Annotated in this window: 16 protein-coding genes, 2 tRNA genes and 1 pseudogene; 10 read left to right on the top strand and 9 right to left on the bottom strand. The window is 67.8% G+C overall.

Translation table 11 applies throughout. The annotated features are described in order from the left end of the window. Positions 1 to 143 precede the first annotated feature (143 nt). Together EPN98_RS19495 and EPN98_RS19490 are read left to right on the top strand one after the other, a co-directional pair. Positions 144 to 437, top strand: coding sequence for a hypothetical protein (locus EPN98_RS19495; RefSeq protein ID WP_293364590.1), 294 nt, complete (start codon positions 144 to 146; stop codon positions 435 to 437). A gap of 80 nt (positions 438 to 517) precedes the next feature. Then, a complete protein-coding gene (locus EPN98_RS19490) occupies positions 518 to 1,303 on the top strand; it encodes a hypothetical protein (protein ID WP_293364589.1) in 786 nt (261 codons plus the stop codon). A 20-nt stretch (positions 1,304 to 1,323) separates the two neighbouring features. Here the strand turns inward: EPN98_RS19490 and EPN98_RS19485 are convergent, their stop codons facing one another. The 3 genes from EPN98_RS19485 to EPN98_RS19475 form a co-directional block, all read right to left on the bottom strand. After that, positions 1,324 to 1,632 (bottom strand): hypothetical protein, encoded by a 309-nt coding sequence (locus EPN98_RS19485; protein WP_293364588.1) that lies wholly within the window; start codon positions 1,630 to 1,632, stop codon positions 1,324 to 1,326. A 2-nt stretch (positions 1,633 to 1,634) separates the two neighbouring features. Next, complete coding sequence (locus EPN98_RS19480) at positions 1,635 to 2,609, bottom strand: sodium-dependent bicarbonate transport family permease (protein WP_293364587.1); 975 nt, start codon at positions 2,607 to 2,609, stop codon at positions 1,635 to 1,637. A gap of 130 nt (positions 2,610 to 2,739) precedes the next feature. Further along, positions 2,740 to 2,958: a hypothetical protein gene (locus tag EPN98_RS19475; protein WP_293364586.1), complete on the bottom strand. Its 219-nt coding sequence runs from the start codon at positions 2,956 to 2,958 to the stop codon at positions 2,740 to 2,742. A 228-nt stretch (positions 2,959 to 3,186) separates the two neighbouring features. On the opposite strand from EPN98_RS19475, the gene EPN98_RS19470 reads away from it, so the two are divergent. Beyond that, positions 3,187 to 4,728 carry an acyl-CoA synthetase gene (locus tag EPN98_RS19470; protein WP_293364585.1) on the top strand — a complete coding sequence of 514 codons (1,542 nt, stop codon included), beginning with the start codon at positions 3,187 to 3,189 and terminating at the stop codon, positions 4,726 to 4,728. A gap of 7 nt (positions 4,729 to 4,735) precedes the next feature. Continuing rightward, positions 4,736 to 5,025, top strand: a pseudogene (locus EPN98_RS24560) (DUF1330 domain-containing protein). 15 nt (positions 5,026 to 5,040) lie between these two features. Here EPN98_RS24560 and EPN98_RS19455 read toward each other — a convergent pair. Further along, a complete protein-coding gene (locus EPN98_RS19455; protein ID WP_293364582.1) occupies positions 5,041 to 5,499 on the bottom strand; it encodes a GNAT family N-acetyltransferase in 459 nt (152 codons plus the stop codon). Positions 5,500 to 5,579: 80 nt separating this feature from the next. Here EPN98_RS19455 and EPN98_RS19450 point away from each other — a divergent pair, with 80 nt between their 5' ends. After that, positions 5,580 to 6,029 carry a MaoC family dehydratase gene (locus tag EPN98_RS19450; protein ID WP_293364581.1) on the top strand — a complete coding sequence of 150 codons (450 nt, stop codon included), beginning with the start codon at positions 5,580 to 5,582 and terminating at the stop codon, positions 6,027 to 6,029. Positions 6,030 to 6,045: 16 nt separating this feature from the next. Here EPN98_RS19450 and EPN98_RS19445 read toward each other — a convergent pair whose 3' ends face one another. Beyond that, positions 6,046 to 6,894 carry a serine protease gene (locus EPN98_RS19445; protein ID WP_293364580.1) on the bottom strand — a complete coding sequence of 283 codons (849 nt, stop codon included), beginning with the start codon at positions 6,892 to 6,894 and terminating at the stop codon, positions 6,046 to 6,048. 312 nt (positions 6,895 to 7,206) lie between these two features. On the opposite strand from EPN98_RS19445, the gene EPN98_RS19440 reads away from it, so the two are divergent. From EPN98_RS19440 to EPN98_RS19425, 4 genes are read left to right on the top strand one after another with little or no spacing between them, the layout of a single operon-like run. Next, positions 7,207 to 9,309: a S9 family peptidase gene (locus EPN98_RS19440; RefSeq protein WP_293364579.1), complete on the top strand. Its 2,103-nt coding sequence runs from the start codon at positions 7,207 to 7,209 to the stop codon at positions 9,307 to 9,309. Then, complete coding sequence (locus EPN98_RS19435; protein WP_293364578.1) at positions 9,306 to 9,851, top strand: GNAT family N-acetyltransferase; 546 nt, start codon at positions 9,306 to 9,308, stop codon at positions 9,849 to 9,851. The genes EPN98_RS19440 and EPN98_RS19435 overlap by 4 nt, the downstream gene beginning before the upstream one ends. A gap of 21 nt (positions 9,852 to 9,872) precedes the next feature. Then, positions 9,873 to 11,525 (top strand): nitrogen regulation protein NR(II), encoded by a 1,653-nt coding sequence (locus EPN98_RS19430; protein ID WP_293364577.1) that lies wholly within the window; start codon positions 9,873 to 9,875, stop codon positions 11,523 to 11,525. A gap of 28 nt (positions 11,526 to 11,553) precedes the next feature. Next, positions 11,554 to 12,102 carry a response regulator gene (locus tag EPN98_RS19425; protein ID WP_293364576.1) on the top strand — a complete coding sequence of 183 codons (549 nt, stop codon included), beginning with the start codon at positions 11,554 to 11,556 and terminating at the stop codon, positions 12,100 to 12,102. On the opposite strand, the gene EPN98_RS19420 is transcribed toward EPN98_RS19425, so the two are convergent. The 4 genes from EPN98_RS19420 to EPN98_RS19405 form a co-directional block, all read right to left on the bottom strand. After that, positions 12,099 to 12,914 carry an ATP-binding protein gene (locus tag EPN98_RS19420; protein ID WP_293364575.1) on the bottom strand — a complete coding sequence of 272 codons (816 nt, stop codon included), beginning with the start codon at positions 12,912 to 12,914 and terminating at the stop codon, positions 12,099 to 12,101. The two genes, EPN98_RS19425 and EPN98_RS19420, sit on opposite strands and share 4 nt — an antisense overlap. A 182-nt stretch (positions 12,915 to 13,096) precedes the next feature. Further along, on the bottom strand, positions 13,097 to 13,792 hold the full coding sequence (locus EPN98_RS19415; protein ID WP_293364574.1) for a response regulator transcription factor: 696 nt from the start codon (positions 13,790 to 13,792) through the stop codon (positions 13,097 to 13,099). A gap of 3 nt (positions 13,793 to 13,795) precedes the next feature. Then, positions 13,796 to 14,197 carry a response regulator gene (locus EPN98_RS19410; protein WP_293364573.1) on the bottom strand — a complete coding sequence of 134 codons (402 nt, stop codon included), beginning with the start codon at positions 14,195 to 14,197 and terminating at the stop codon, positions 13,796 to 13,798. Between the two features lie 285 nt (positions 14,198 to 14,482). Beyond that, positions 14,483 to 14,556, bottom strand: a tRNA-Gln gene (locus EPN98_RS19405). 143 nt (positions 14,557 to 14,699) lie between these two features. Between EPN98_RS19405 and EPN98_RS19400 the strand changes: the two genes are divergently transcribed. After that, positions 14,700 to 14,776, top strand: a tRNA-Pro gene (locus EPN98_RS19400). Positions 14,777 to 14,911 lie beyond the last annotated feature (135 nt).

Raw genomic sequence — 14,911 nt, 5'->3', positions numbered from 1 at the left:
CCTCGTTATGGCGTTGGCCCAGTTCGGCGAGGTTGACGGATGGTAGGTCAAGAGGGGCGGCTGCATCGGAACTCCACAGCATCCAGATCACAGCCTTGAGCCCGTCGTGGCAGGGTGGAGACGTTCGGGAGGAGTGCGGGACCATGGCGCGACACGAACCTATCGGTCGACGCGGGCGCGGCCGGTGGCGGATCGCCATGTGGGGCACAGGGGCTCTCCTGCTGCTGCTTCCGCTGGTCGCGATGACGTTCACACCCGAGGTCGCCTGGGATGAGGCCGACTTCGCGATCTTCGGGGCCATGCTGGTCGCCGCCTGCGGAGCGTTCGAGCTCGCCGTCAGGCTGACCGATCGGCCCGCCTACCGCGCGCTGGCAGGCCTTGCGCTCGCGGGCGGCTTCACACTGTTCTGGGCGCAGCTCGCCGTCGGGGTCTTCTGAAGGCCGGATCCTGACCGGAAGACGCTCGGCTGGCTCGACGGCGCGCTTGGGGTTACCGTGTTCGCAGGGGGAGTGTGAACATGACTGCTATCGCTGACAGGCCGCCGACCTCATCCGGCCGTGACCAAGGCTTTTTCCTGGGCGGCGCGATCGCCATGACCCTGGTGATCGTCGCGGGCTTCTCGCTCCAGCTGGCCATGGGCCGCTCGACGTTCGCCTCGCCCTGGTACGTCCACGCGCACGCCGTGGTGTTCATGGGCTGGGTCGGCATCTTCCTCACGCAGAACGTGCTCGCCGCGACCGATCGGATCGAACTCCACCGGCGCCTTGGCTGGATCGCCGCCGGGTGGGTGGTGCTGATGGTCGTGCTGGGCTGCGTGGTCACGGTGGCCATGCTGCGTCGAGGCGGCGTGCCGTTCTTCTTCCGGCCGTTGCAGTTCCTGGTCTTCGACCCCCTGTCGCTCTTCACCTTCGCCGGTCTGGTCTGGGCCGCGGTGCGACTTCGCAAGCAGACCGACTGGCACCGGCGGCTGCACTTCTGCGGCATGGCGCTGTTGCTGGGTCCGGGCTTCGGGCGGCTCCTGCCGATGCCGCTGCTGATTCCATGGGCCTGGGAGGCCACCACGGTCGCCGTGCTGCTGTTCCCGCTGGCCGGGATGATCGCCGACCTGCGCCGCGACGGACGGATCCATCCGGCCTGGTTCTGGGGGGTGGGCGTCCTGATCGGCTCGACGCTGCTCATCGAGGCCATCACCTACAGCCCCGTCGGCACGGCCCTGTACGCGGCGGTGACGGCCGGATCGCCAGGCGCCGCGATTGACCCGTTGGCCTTCCCGCCACCGCCCGGACCGCCGCCGGCGCCCTAGGTCGACCCGCGGGTCGTCGGCTAGAAGCGCTCGCCCCGCATCACCTCGACGTCCGAGATGAAGACGATGCCGGGATAGTCGGCGAAGAACGCCGACAGCCGTTCCAGCGCCCGACGGGCGACGTCGTCCGCCGCGATCGCGACGATCATCCGGCGTTCCTGCCCCGGCGTGAAATCCCCGCTCGTCCAGTCGCCGCCGCTGCCGTGCCCCTCCACGCTGGGCAGCACGGTCCAGCCGCGCACCCCTGCCTCGTCGAGGAACTGCTCGACCCGCCGAAGAACCGTGGCCTCTATGATGATCTCGAGCTTCTTGCGTCCTGTGGTCTGCATGATCATCCCATGACGAGCCTGGCCGCGGCTGTGTACAGCGGAATGCCGAGGACGAGATTGAAGGGGAAGGTGATGGCCAGCGATAGCGTGAGGTAGACGCCGGGATCCGCTTCCGGAATCGCGATGCGCATCGCGGCCGGGACCGCGATGTACGATGCGCTGGCCGCCAGGATCGCCAGGATCGCCGTATCGGCGGCGCTCAATCCCAGCCCGTACGAGAGCAGCAGCGCCATGCCGCAGGACACCAGCGGCATGATCAGGGCGAACGCAACGATGGGCAGGGTCAGGCTGCGGGCCGCGCGCAGGCGCCGCGAAGCGACCAATCCCATGTCGAGCAGGAAGATCACGAGCACGCCCTGAAATACCGGTCCGACAAAGACATCCAGCTTCGCCATCCCCGCCGTGCCCGTGACCGCGCCGATGAGGAACGAGCCGATCAGCACCACCACCGAGCCGTTCAGGGCCACTTCCCGGACCAGTTCGCCACGCAGGCCCTGGCGACCGGCGGCTCCGGCCCCGGCCAGCAGCAGCGCCGAGAGGATCGCGGGCGTCTCCATCATGGCGACCACGGCGACCATGTAGCCCCCGAATGGCAGGCCGGCGGCCTTGAGAAACTCAGTGCCGGCCACGAACGTCACGATCGAGACCGAGCCATAGTGCGCCGCCGTCGCGGCCGCGGTGGCGCGATCCAGTTTGCTTATCGCGCGCAGAGCGAAAAACCCGACCACCGGCGTCAGGAAGCTGAGCGCCACGCCGGCGCCCGCCGCCGAGAGGAAGTCGGGCGAGAGGCCCGCCTTGGACGCCTCCACGCCGCCCTTGAAACCGATGCAGAGCATGAGCACGAGGGCCAGCGTCTTGGCGGCGCTCTCGGGCACGGTGAGGTCGGAGCGCAGCCATCCGGCGCCGAACCCCAGGAGGAAGAACAGCACAGCCGGAGCCAGAAGGTTGGCCAGCGCCAGGTGAAGCGAGTCGATCAAGTTGCCTCCGTCCGCGAGCGAATAGCATGCCTTTTGGCGCAGGGCTCACGGTAGGTCGGTCAAGCTTGGCGCGACCCGAAGAACGGACGGCGCGGGCGCATCACCCCCGCCCTCGGCGCAGCGATGAGCGCTACTTGTCCTGGGCCATCTCGGCGGCCTCGGGGGAGTCACCCTGGGCGGCCACTTCGACTTTGCGGGGGCAGATCTTCTTCTTGATCGTGCTGCCGACCACCGTCTCCTTGCGGCAGGCCAGCCTCGCGGCTTTTGCGGGCGGCGCGGCGGGCGTGGCGGCGACGGTGGCGGCGGGCGCCGCGCTCTGGAAGAGGGCGGCAAGGAGAAGGGCGACCATGGAACCTCCTGGGGGATCGGTTGCGGAACCTTGGTCGGCGGCCGGCGGCGTTGCGAGACCGCCGCGTCACACCGTGACGGATGCGTCACGTTTGTCGAAAGTCCGTGCAGGCTGACGTGAATTCGCCCGAACGACAGGCGCCGGCCCCGCTTGACGCACCCGACGTCACCCGCCTGCTATCGCGCCGTGAAAGGGGCGGCTCGCAGACCGTCCACGGGAGTGAACAGCATGCATCCGTCGACCCACGCCAAGACCCATCCTGACCGCGCCGCCTACATCATGGCCGGGTCGGGCGAGACGGTGACCTACAAGCAACTGGACGAGCGCTCGAACCAGGGCGCGCACCTGTTCCGCTCGCTGGGTCTGAAGACCGGCGACGTGATCGCGATCTTCATGGACAACCACCCGCGCTATTTCGAGATCGCCTGGGCCGCCCAGCGCAGCGGGCTCTACTACACCTGCATCTCGTCCAAGCTCACCGCCGGCGAGGTGGACTACATCATCGGCGACTGCGGCGCGCAGGTGCTGATCACCTCGCCCGGCGTCGGCAGCGTGGTCGACGAGCTTCCGGGCGTGCTGCCCAAGCATGTGAAGCTCTACATGACCGGCGAGGCTCGGGCGCCCTACGCCAGCTGGGAAGAGGCCCTGGCCGCCTTCCCCACCACGCCGATCGCCGATGAGACCTCGGGCTCGGACATGCTCTATTCCTCGGGCACCACCGGACGGCCTAAAGGCATCAAGCCGCCTCTGACCGGCCTCGCCATCGACGAGACCCCGGGCATGGGCAGCATCGCCCAGATGCTGTTCGGCTTCCCCGAGACGCCGGTCTACCTGTCGCCGGCGCCCCTCTATCACGCGGCGCCGCTGCGCTGGACCATGGGCGTGCACCGCTCGGGCGGCACCGTGGTGGTGATGGAGAAGTTCGACCCTGAGGCCGCGCTGGCCCTCATCGAGAAGTACAGGTGCGATTGCGGCCAGTTCGTGCCGACCCACTTCGTGCGCATGCTGAAGCTGCCGGAAGAGGTGCGCGCCAAGTACGACGTCTCTTCGATGAAGTCGGCGGTGCACGCGGCGGCCCCCTGCCCCATCCCCGTGAAGGAGCAGATGATCGCCTGGTGGGGCAACGCCATCTACGAGTACTACGCCGGCACCGAGGGCAACGGCTTCTGCTACATCACCGCGCAGGACTGGCTGACCCACAAGGGTTCGGTCGGCCGCGCGGTCATCGGCGAACTGCGCATCTGCGGCGAGGACGGCGAGGCGCTGCCGCCCCGCAGCGAGGGCGTGGTGCACTTCGCCAACGGCCCGCCGCTCAGCTACCACAACGCCCCAGAGAAGGTGGCCGAGGGCACCAACAAGCACGGCTGGACCACCCTGGGCGACGTAGGCTGGGTGGACGAGGAGGGCTTCCTCTATCTGACCGACCGCAAGAGCTTCATGATCATCTCGGGCGGCGTGAACATCTATCCGCAGGAGATCGAGAACCTGCTCATCGGCCATCCCAAGGTCGCCGACGTCGCCGTCGTGGGCGCGCCGCACGAGGAGATGGGCGAACAGGTGGTGGCCGTGATCCAGCCGGCCAACTGGGCCGAAGCTGGCGACGCGCTGCGCAACGAGCTCATGGCCTTCGCCCGCGCCGGTCTCAGCCACGTGAAGGCGCCGCGCAAGTTGGACTTCATGGAGGAGCTGCCGCGCCACGCGACCGGCAAGCTCTACAAGCGCCTTATCCGGGACGCCTACTGGGGCAAGGAAGGCTCGCGGATCGTCTGACGCCGCCATGGCCGCCTATCTGCTTGCCGAGATCGACGTCATCGATCCGGAAGGCGTCGAGGCCTACCGGCGCGACGTTTCCGCGCTGCTCACCCGGTACGGCGGACGCTATCTTGCGCGTGGCGGCGAGGCAAAGATCCTGGAGGCGATCGGGCGGTGCGGCGCACCGTGCTGCTCGATTTTCCCGACATGACCACGCTCCGGGCCTTCTACGCATCGCCCGAGTATCCGCCGCTGCTGAGCCTGCGCCAGCGCGCGCGCAGCGAGGTGTTGATCTTCGACGGCGCGCCGGCCTAGACCGGTCCAGAGAAATCAGAGCGCCAACCGCATGCGGGGGAGCCACCGCCCGGGGATCGAGCCCGAGGGCGAGCGGCTGAACGTCTGGAATCCCAGCTTTGCGTAGATCGCCTCGGCGTTCGGATCGGCGTCCACCTCCAGCACCCCGACCCCCGCCGCGCGGGCGGCCTCCTGGAGGGTCGCGATCAGCTCACCGCCAACGCCGCGGCCCTGGAACGCAGGTTCCACGAAGAAGTCCTCGACCTGGGCGCCTCGCTCCAGGTTGAGGGCGATCATGCCGGCGATCCGCCCGCCCGCTTCGGCCACCCACACCTGCCAGGCGGCCATCTTCGCGGGCGTCAGGGTGAGCTCCTCGCGGCAGGCTTCCATGAACGCCGCGTCGTAGCCCCATGACGCCTTGGCCCGCAGCGCGAGCGCGGTCAGCACCCCGGCTTCGTCCGCGCGCGCACGGCGGATCGTGATGTCCTCGCCCATCTGACCTCGCGTCCGCCTTGCTCCGATCCAAACAGATGTTAGACGACAGGCTCCAGTTTCAAGCGCGAGGAGCGAGACGAATGAACCCGGTCGAGATCAAGGACCTGCCCGGCATGGTGGGCCAGGAAGTGGGCGTGTCGGACTGGGTCGAAATCACCCAGGAGCGTGTGAACCAGTTCGCCGAGGCGACCGGCGACCATCAGTGGATCCACGTCGACGTCGAGCGCGCCACCAAGGAGATCGGCGGCCCGATCGCCCACGGCTATCTGACGCTCAGCCTGATCCCGTTCCTGGGCGCGGGGATGTTGCCGGTGAAGGGCGTGACCCGGGGCATCAACTACGGCTCGGACAAGGTGCGCTTCATCAACATGGTGCGCGTCGGCAAGCGCGTGCGCATGCGCCAGAAGCTGATCGGCGCCGAGCCCAAGGCCGGCGGCATGCAGATCAAGAACGAGTGCACCATCGAGATCGAAGGCGAGTCCAAGCCCGCCTGCATCGCCGAGACGATTTCGGTCGTCTACGGCGGCTAGACGTTGCGCGGCGCGGCTAGTCCCGCGCCGCTTCTTCCGCCGCGGCCGTGCGGGCGCCCTGGACGGCCGGGGGCGTCGGCCGATCGGCATCGGCCACCGTGGCGGCCGCCAGGGGCGAACCCATCAGGTCGATCGTCTCGCGGATGTACCGAGCGTGCGTGACGATGCCGATTTCCAGGCGTTCGGAATTCAGCTCGACCTGCTGGGTCAGCAGACCCGCGATGAAGCCCTGCTCAGGCGCCTTGTCGCCGACCGGCGTCAGCGTGGTCGGATTCTGCTGGCGGCTGATGAACACCGGGCCGCCCGAGTTGCCCGGGAACACCGAGAAATCGAGCAGGAACGTGGGGAACGCCGCCGCCGGGCCAAGCGGGTAGCTGGCCACGCGGCCCGAGCGCAGGATCGGGAAGCCTGCCGAATTCGCCGACAGGCCGCGCGGAAAGCCCAGCGCCATCATCTCGTTGCCGGCGTTCACCTGATAGGCGTCGAAGGTGTCGTCCTTGGCGAGGTAGTCCACCGGGATCGCCGCCTTGGCGAACTCCGGCGGAGCCTTGATCGTCATGGCCGCCACGTCGCGGGTGGGATGGTGGGTCCAGAGCGCCGCGCCGTCCTTGTCGCGGATCTTGAGAGGCTTGGGCGCGTAGGACCACGAGCCGTCCGCATTGGCCACGCGATAGCCGATGCGGGCCTCGGCCAGCTGCATCTTGTCGAAGACGTGGTTGGCGGTGATGAGGACCGTGCGCGGCTTGCCGTCGGGCCCGGGCGACGAGATGAGGAACCCGGTCCCCACCGTGCGGGTCCCGTCGCCCAGCGGTTGCTCCAGCTGGACAGTCGCGTGGATCAGCTCAACCGCAAGGTCCATGACCATGCCGGGCCCCTAAACTCGAAAAACCCTTCGCGACTTTGATGCGCGATCTCGATGCATAAAGAGTGAATCACTGAACTGCGCCTGCCTACAAGTCGCCATAATCCCCTGCGCCCGAACGCCGCTGCGCGGAAGCGCGCACCTGTCGGAAAACAAACAGGAAAGCTTCGCCGTCAGGCCTTCGCGCGCCGGGCGCCCCGGACGACACAGTCGCGGGCCAAGGGCCTGGCGACAACGGCCTGCCCGATCACGCCTTCGTGGGCGCCGCAGGGATGTGGGGATGACACCGGCGGGCGGGCGTCGCATCTAGCGGGCATGACCCTGCCCAAGCCCCCCGTCGCCCAGAAGATCCCCCGCCGCATCGAGCAACTGGGCCGCGTCCGAACCGACGACTACGCCTGGATGAAGGACGAGAACTGGCAGCAGGTGCTGCGCGATCCGAAGGCCTTGCGCGCCGACGTCCGCGAGCATCTCGACGCCGAGAACGCCTACACCAAGGCCGTGTTGGCCGAGACCGAGGCCCTGCAGGCCCAGATGTTCGCCGAGATGAAGGGGCGCATCAAGGAGGACGACTCCTCGGTCCCCGCCCCCGACGGGCCGTTCGACTACTATGTCCGCTACGACCTCGGCGCCGAGCATCCGGTGCATGCCCGCCGCCCGCGCGGCGCGAGCGAAGGCGAAGAGGTGCTGCTGGACGAGGAGGCGCTGTCGAAGGGCAAGGCCTACTTCAATGTCGGCGGCGCGCACCACAGCCCGGACCACGAGCTCTACGCCTGGGCCGCCGACGAGCAGGGCTCGGAATACTATCAGGTGCGCGTGAAGGACCTGGCGACCGGCCAGGAGGTGGGACCGCCCATCGAGAGCGCCTACGGCGACTTCTGCTTCTCGCCCGACAGCCAGTGGCTGTTCTGGATCTGGCGCGACGAGAACGCCCGCCCCGCCAAGGTCTTCCGCAGGGCGGCGCGTCCAGGCGCCGATGGGGGCGCCGACGACGTGCTGGTCTATGAAGAGGCCGACGACGGCATGTTCCTGGGCGTGGGCGTCACCGCCGACGACAGCCACATCCTGATCCATGTGGGCAACCAGGAGACCACCGAGCTCTGGCTGATCCCCGCCGCCGACCCGACCGCCCAGCCGGTCGTGGCCGAGCCGCGGCAGGTGGGCGTGAAGTACGCCATCGAACACTGGACAGACCGGTGGGTGATCCGCACCAACGCCGACGACGCCGTGGACTTCAAGCTGTGCGTCTCGGAGGCCGCGGTTCCGGCCCGCTCGACCTGGCGCGACTGGATCGCGCATCGTCCCGGCCACTACGTCGCGGGCTTCGCCGCCTTTGCGAACCATCTGGTCCGCGCCGAGCGGGTGAACGCGCTGGACACCCTGGTGGTGACGGCGCGTGACGGCGTCGAGCACATCGTCTCGTTCGACGAGGAGGCCTACGCGCTGAACCTCGAGGGCGGCTACGAGTACGACACGACGACCACGCGGTTCGTCTACCAGTCGCCGACCACGCCCCGGCAGACCTTCGACTACGACATGGCCACCCGCGAGCGGACCCTGCGCAAGACCCAGGAGGTGCCGTCGGGCCACGACCCGTCGCGCTATGTGGCGCGCCGCCTGTTCGCAAAGGCGCCGGACGGACAGGAGGTCCCGGTCACCCTGCTGATGCTGAAGGAGACGCCTCAGGATGGGTCGGCGCCGGTGCTGCTCTACGGCTATGGCAGCTATGGCCATGCGATGGAGCCCAGCTTCTCGATCCGCAATCTCAGCCTGGTCGACCGTGGGTGGATCTGGGCCACGGCGCACATCCGCGGCGGTTCCGACAAGGGCTGGGGCTGGTTCCTCGACGGCCGCAAGGAGAAGAAGCCCAACACCTTCACCGACTTCATCGCCTGCGCCGAGCACCTGATCGCCGAGGGTTATGCCTCGATGGGGCGAATCGCGGCCTACGGCGGCTCGGCCGGCGGCATGCTGATGGGCGCGGTGGCCAACCTGCGGCCCGACCTCTGGGGCGCGATCATCGCCGCGGTGCCGTTCGTCGACGTGCTGAACACCATGAGCGACACGTCGTTGCCGCTGACGCCGCCCGAATGGCCCGAGTGGGGCAACCCGATCGAAGATCCCGCCGCCTACGACCTGATCGAAAGCTACAGCCCCTACGATCAGGTGGCCGCGAAGGCCTACCCGCCGATCCTGGCCACAGGGGGCCTTTCGGACCCGCGCGTCACCTACTGGGAGCCGCAGAAGTGGGTGGCCAAGTTGCGCGAATGCACTACGGGCGACGCCCCCATCCTGCTCAAGATCAACATGGAGGCCGGCCACGGCGGCGCTTCGGGCCGGTTCGACTTCCTGAAGGAGATCGCCCTCGACTACGCTTTCGCCGTCTGGGCCATCGAAGGAACCTGGAAGGCGAAATGATCGTACGGGCGGCGACGGCGGACGACGCGGAGGCCCTGGCGGCGATCTACGGCCACCACGTGCGGCACGGCTTGGGCACCTTCGAGGAGGAGCCGCCCTCCCCCGCCGAGATGGAGACCCGTCGCGCGGCCGTCGCCGCACGCGGCCTGCCCTATCTCGTCGCCGAGGACGCCGGGAGGGTCGTGGGCTTCGCCTATGCGGGTCCGTTCCGGCCGCGGCAGGCCTATCGCTACACCCTGGAAGACAGCGTCTACATCGCTCCCGAGGCCATCGGCAAAGGCGTGGGCCGCGCCGTGCTGTCGGCGGTGATCGCCGCCTGTGAAGCGATCGGGGTCCGGCAGCTCGTGGCCGTGATCGGCGACAGCGGCAACGCCGCCTCGATCGGGCTGCACCGGTCGCTGGGGTTCGTGGACGCCGGCGTCGGCAAGAGCTTCGGCTTCAAGCACGGCCGCTGGGTCGACATCGTCTGGATGCAGAAGGCGCTGAACGGCGGAGATGAGACCCCGCCCGATACGCTGGGCGTCCGGCTGTCGGGTGGGTGAGCCAAGGTTTCGCCCCGACAGTTGAAAGAGGGTTCAGACTTTCGCCCGAGAGGTGAGTTCCCCTGGGGCGGCCACCCTTATGGGTTTGTACGTAATTGCTTGCGTTGGAGAAGTTCTGCACAACTTCGCCGCCGGTTCGGGGCCGGTGGGAATGTAGAATACATGCCTGGGTTGTGGACGGGAAATCGCACAACCGGCGTGGCGAATCTGGGTTTTGGCCTCGGCGTGCTTCGAGGTCAGCTCCTGGCGATCGGCGTGTCCGCCGCCTTGCTGACGGCGGTGTTCATTCTGCGCCCGATCCTCGGCCACTCGGTCTATCTGCTCTGTGCGCCGGCGATGCTGGTCTGCGGCCTCGCAGCCGGGCCGGCTGCGGCGTTGACCGCGACGCTCGCCATGGCGGCGGGCGGGATCACGCTGAACGGCCTGGACGGCTTCAGCGCCGTTGAGGATGGGATCCCGACGGCCGCGTTCCTGCTGCTGGGGGGCCTCACCGCCTGGGGCCTTCGCCGGCAGGTCAGCGAACGCAACGCCGCCGCGGAACTGCTCGCCGACCAGGCCGAGCGGGAAGAGCTGCTGCAGGCCAGCCTCAGCATCGTCGCCGACGCCCTCGTTCTGATCGACGACGACGGCGCGATCCAGAGTTTCAACCACGCCGCCGAGCGCCTGTTCGGCTGGACATCCGCCGAGGTGGTAGGCGCCAAGTTCAGCCGCATGATGCCGCCGGGCGAGGACGTCGCGCTGTCGGGGCCCACGGCAGAGGACGTCAGCGGCAGCTATCGCCAGGTCACCGGCCTGCGCAAGGACGGCGCGGCGTTCCCCATGGAGCTGCGGGTCGGCGAGGTGGTCGTAGCGGGCCGGCGACTGCTGACCATGGTGGTCCGAGACCTGACCTCGGCTCAGGAGGCCGAGCGCCGGTCGGAGGAACTCCGCGCCCAGCTGACCCAGGTGTGGGCGGCGAACTCTATGGGCGAGATGGCCTCGGTGCTCGCGCATGAGCTCAACCAACCGTTGTCCGCCGTCGCCAACTACCTGCGCGCCGCCCGCAACCTGATCGCTCGGATGGAGCTGGACGACGACGACCTGATCGATGCGGTCGCGCGCGCGGGCGACCAGGCGGTGCGGGCCGGCGAAATCATCCGTACGATGCGCGACCTAGCGACGCGGGGTGGAACCCTGCAGAAGCCCGAGAGCCTGTCGGCGATCATCGGCGAGGTCGACTTCATCATCTCGCTGATGGCCCGCGAGGCAAATGCACGTGTTGTCTACGACCTGTTCAAGGGCCCCGACACCGTGATCGCCGATCGTATCCAGATTCAACAGCTTGTGGTTAACCTTGCCCGCAACGCCATTGAAGCGGTGACCAAGTACCCGAACCGCCAGATCAACATATCCACGCGACTTGTCGGCGAAGATCAACTTGCGACGATTGTCGAGGACAGTGGTCCCGGGGTGGACGCGTCGGTCACAGACAGGCTTTTTCAGCCCCTGGCCAGCACAAAGCCCGAGGGCATGGGGCTAGGCCTCTCTATATCAAGTGCTATAGTCCAAAATCACAAGGGACGGATCTGGGTCGAACCCAGCCGCCTGGGTGGCGCCGCCTTCAGTTTTGTTTTGGCGCGAGCGGGTGATGATGGTGGCGACAGCGGTCGAACGAACAGTGTTCGTCGTCGATGACGACGACGCGGCGCGGGATTCGCTCGTCATGCTGCTCAAGTCGGATGGGCTGAACACCCGAGGATACGCCTCGGCGCACGACTTCCTCGCTCAGTTCGACACCGTCCTGCGCGGCTGCGTCGTGACCGATCTGCGCATGCCCAGCATGGATGGCATCGAGCTGATCCGCGAGCTCAAGGCCGTGGGCTGTCTGCTACCGGTGATTGTCATTACAGGCCATGCTGACGTCAGCCGCGCGGTCGACGCCATGAAGGCCGGGGCGACCGACTTCATCGAGAAGCCCTATGAGGCCGAGCAGCTGCTGCGCGCCGTTCGCGGCTGCATAGAGGAGAACGACGCCGCGGTTGACGCCAACGCCGCGCGCACGCGCGTGATGCGCCGCCTCGAGAGCCTGACCGGCCGTGAGCGCCAGGTCCTGGACCTGATCGTCGGCGGAGCGTCGAACAAGGTGATCGCCTCCACCTTGGCGATCAGCCCGCGGACGGTCGAAATCTACCGCGCCAACGTCATGTCGAAGATGCGGGCCGAGAGCCTGTCGGACCTCATCCGCTCGACCATCTCGGCGGGGGCGGCCTAGATCGGCAGATAGATCGTCGCGGTCGTGCCGCGGCCTTCGGCGGAGACGAGCCGCAGCGCGCCGCCCGCGGCCTCTGCGAACGCCTTGGCGCCGGCCAGTCCCAGGCCGCTGCCGCCCTTTTCCTTTCGCGTCGTGAAGTAGGGCTGGGTCGCCTGGGCCAGAGTCTGCGGCGACATGCCCACGCCTGGGTCCTTCACGGCGAAGGCGGCGTAGGCTCCCCGCTCCAGACCCAACTCGGCGGCGGCGTTCGCGCCCAGGCGCGCCACCGTCGCTGACACCTGGATCGCGCCGCCGCCGGGCATGGCGTGGCCCGCGTTGATACAGAGGTTCAGCAGCGCCGATTCCAGCCCCGACCGATCGGCGCGACAGGCCAGCGGCGCGGGCATGGCCATGGCCACCACCGTCACGTTCTCGGGTGTGGAGACGTTGGCCATACGGGTCACGGCCACCAGCGCCTCGGCGCCATCCACCAGGTCGGGCTCGGCCGCCATGGGCGCGCTCAGCGACCGGATGCGCTCCAGAAGCTCGGCGCCCTTCTCGGCTGCGTCAAGGCCCACCTGGGCCAGCTCGAAGGCGTCGCTGCCTGGATCCAGGCGCCCGGCCAGGGCCTCGTTGGCGGCGATGATCACGTTCAGCAGGTTGTTGAAGTCGTGTGCCAGGACGCTCGTCTGGCGATGCACCGCGTCAAGCCGGCGCTCGACCTCGGCCGAGCCTGCCGTGCGGAGCGGAACCTGGGCGCGGGACCTGCGACGCGCAGCCTGGCGCTGACCCTCGCCCGCACGCTCTCCCGCCGATTTCGCCCTGATCGCCATCACGTCCCAACCGTGACCAGATTGTGGTCCAGAGAGAACCACACGCGGGGGGTGGCGTTCACCCTGAGACGAACACCTAAGGACTTCTACATAGTGACGAATTGTCCGTTCCAGCCCGCGCACGGAGACGGCCGCGCGGAAGCCCGCGCGGCCGTTCGGAAAGGTGGAAACAGCAGGGTGGATCAGGCTGCCAGCCGATCGGTCTTGGCGTCGCGCAGCATGTAGCCGCCGCCCCACACGGTCTCGATCTGGCTGTCGCCGCCGGCGGCCCCGGCGATCTTCTTCCGCAGCTTGCAGATGAAGACGTCGATGATCTTGGGCTCGGGCTCGGAGAGGCCGTTGTAGAGGTGGTTCAGGCAGGCTTCCTTGGTCAGGACCGTGTTCTTCCTGAGCGAGAGCAGTTCCAGCATCTTGTACTCGCTGGGCGTCAGGTGGATCTGCCGGCCCGCCACCTCGGCGCTGCGGGTGTTCAGGTTCAGCGCGATCGCGCCGGTGCGGATGATCGAGTCCACGTGGCCGCGCGAGCGTCGCACCACGGCCGTGATCCGGGCCATCAGCTCTTCCTTGTGGAAGGGCTTGGTCATGTAGTCGTCGGCGCCGGCGGCCAGGGCCTGGATCTTCACCTCGACGTCGGTCGTGCCCGAGAGGATGATCACGGGCGTGGCGTTCTTCCTCAGGCGCAGCTCGCGCAGCGCCTCGATGCCGGTGATGTCTTCCAGGTCGATGTCCATCAGGACGGCGTCATAGTCGTAGAGCTCGACCAGCTCGACGCTCTCCTCGCCCGACGTCGTGTGGGTCACGTTGTGGCCCGCGCTCGTCAGGTTCAGCTGCACGCTCCGGGCGGTGGAGAGATTGTCTTCGACAAGAAGGATGTGCATCGGTCAGGCTCCCAGGTCCAAGGCGTCTTGGTTTTCGTTGGTGATGACGGACTTCGAGATCTTCATGAGCTCGGACATCCGGAACGGCTTGGCGAGGACGGCGTCCGCGCCGAGATGCCGCGCCCAGCCCAGGTAGTCGGCGCCGCGGGCCCGTCCAGCCCCCGAAATCGCGATCACCTTCGGCGGGCGGGCGGACTGCTTGATGACGCGAATGGCGCCGATGCCTTCGATGTCGGGCATGACGATATCGGTGACCACCAGGTCCGGGCGGTGGGCGCCGGCCATGCGGATGCCGCTGCGGCCGTTGTCGGCGGAGACGGTGTTGAACCCCGCCTGCTGGAACGCCATCGACATCAGCCGCAGCAGGGCCGGATCGTCGTCGATGATAAGCACCTTGCCGCCCACGCGCGCCCCACTCTCTCGGAGAACACCGGCAAGGCGGGGCCGTCGACGATCTCAGGCCGTCCCGGCGCCCCCAGCGCCAGGTCCCGAAGTCATCCGAAGGCCGTCTTCAGCCGGCGTTCACTATGGTTAACGCCACCCAAGAACCACACTGATTCGGGTCAGGGAAATTCGGGACGATTGCTTAAGTAGATTCCCGGGTGACAGGCTGTCGCAGCAACAGGGGGTTGTGGTCCTGCAATCCCGTCGCGCCCCGCGGGGCGCCGCCCCGAACAGGGCGGAATTCCGTGGCTGGGGAACTAGGACTCGAACCTAGAATGACGGTACCAAAAACCGCAGTGTTACCATTACACCATTCCCCAGCAGGAACGGCTACCGAGGGGCCGTGCCCTCGGGAGCGGGGGAAATAGCGCAGCGCGCGGGGCGATGCAACGCCTCTGATAAATCGCCGCAAATGGCCGGCTTGCAGCCCGGCGGACCCTCCTCTATAAGCGCGCCTCCAAGTCGGAGTGTGGCTCAGTCTGGTAGAGCACTGCGTTCGGGACGCAGGGGTCGCAGGTTCAAATCCTGCCACTCCGACCATCTTCCTTTCCCGAGAGTTCCAGATCCCTGCCGCGGCCTAATCGCCGCTGATCGCGTGGGCGAGCGGCGGGCGCCTGCGACCTTTTTCGTCCGCCCCCGTGCGCGGACTTTGCCGCCGACACATATGTATGCGAC

Source organism: Phenylobacterium sp. (assembly GCF_004299445.1).
In the GTDB taxonomy this organism is placed as follows: Bacteria; Pseudomonadota; Alphaproteobacteria; order Caulobacterales; family Caulobacteraceae; genus Phenylobacterium.
Note: the sequence above shows the minus strand (reverse complement) of the source record. Positions and strands in the feature narration are given on the sequence as shown.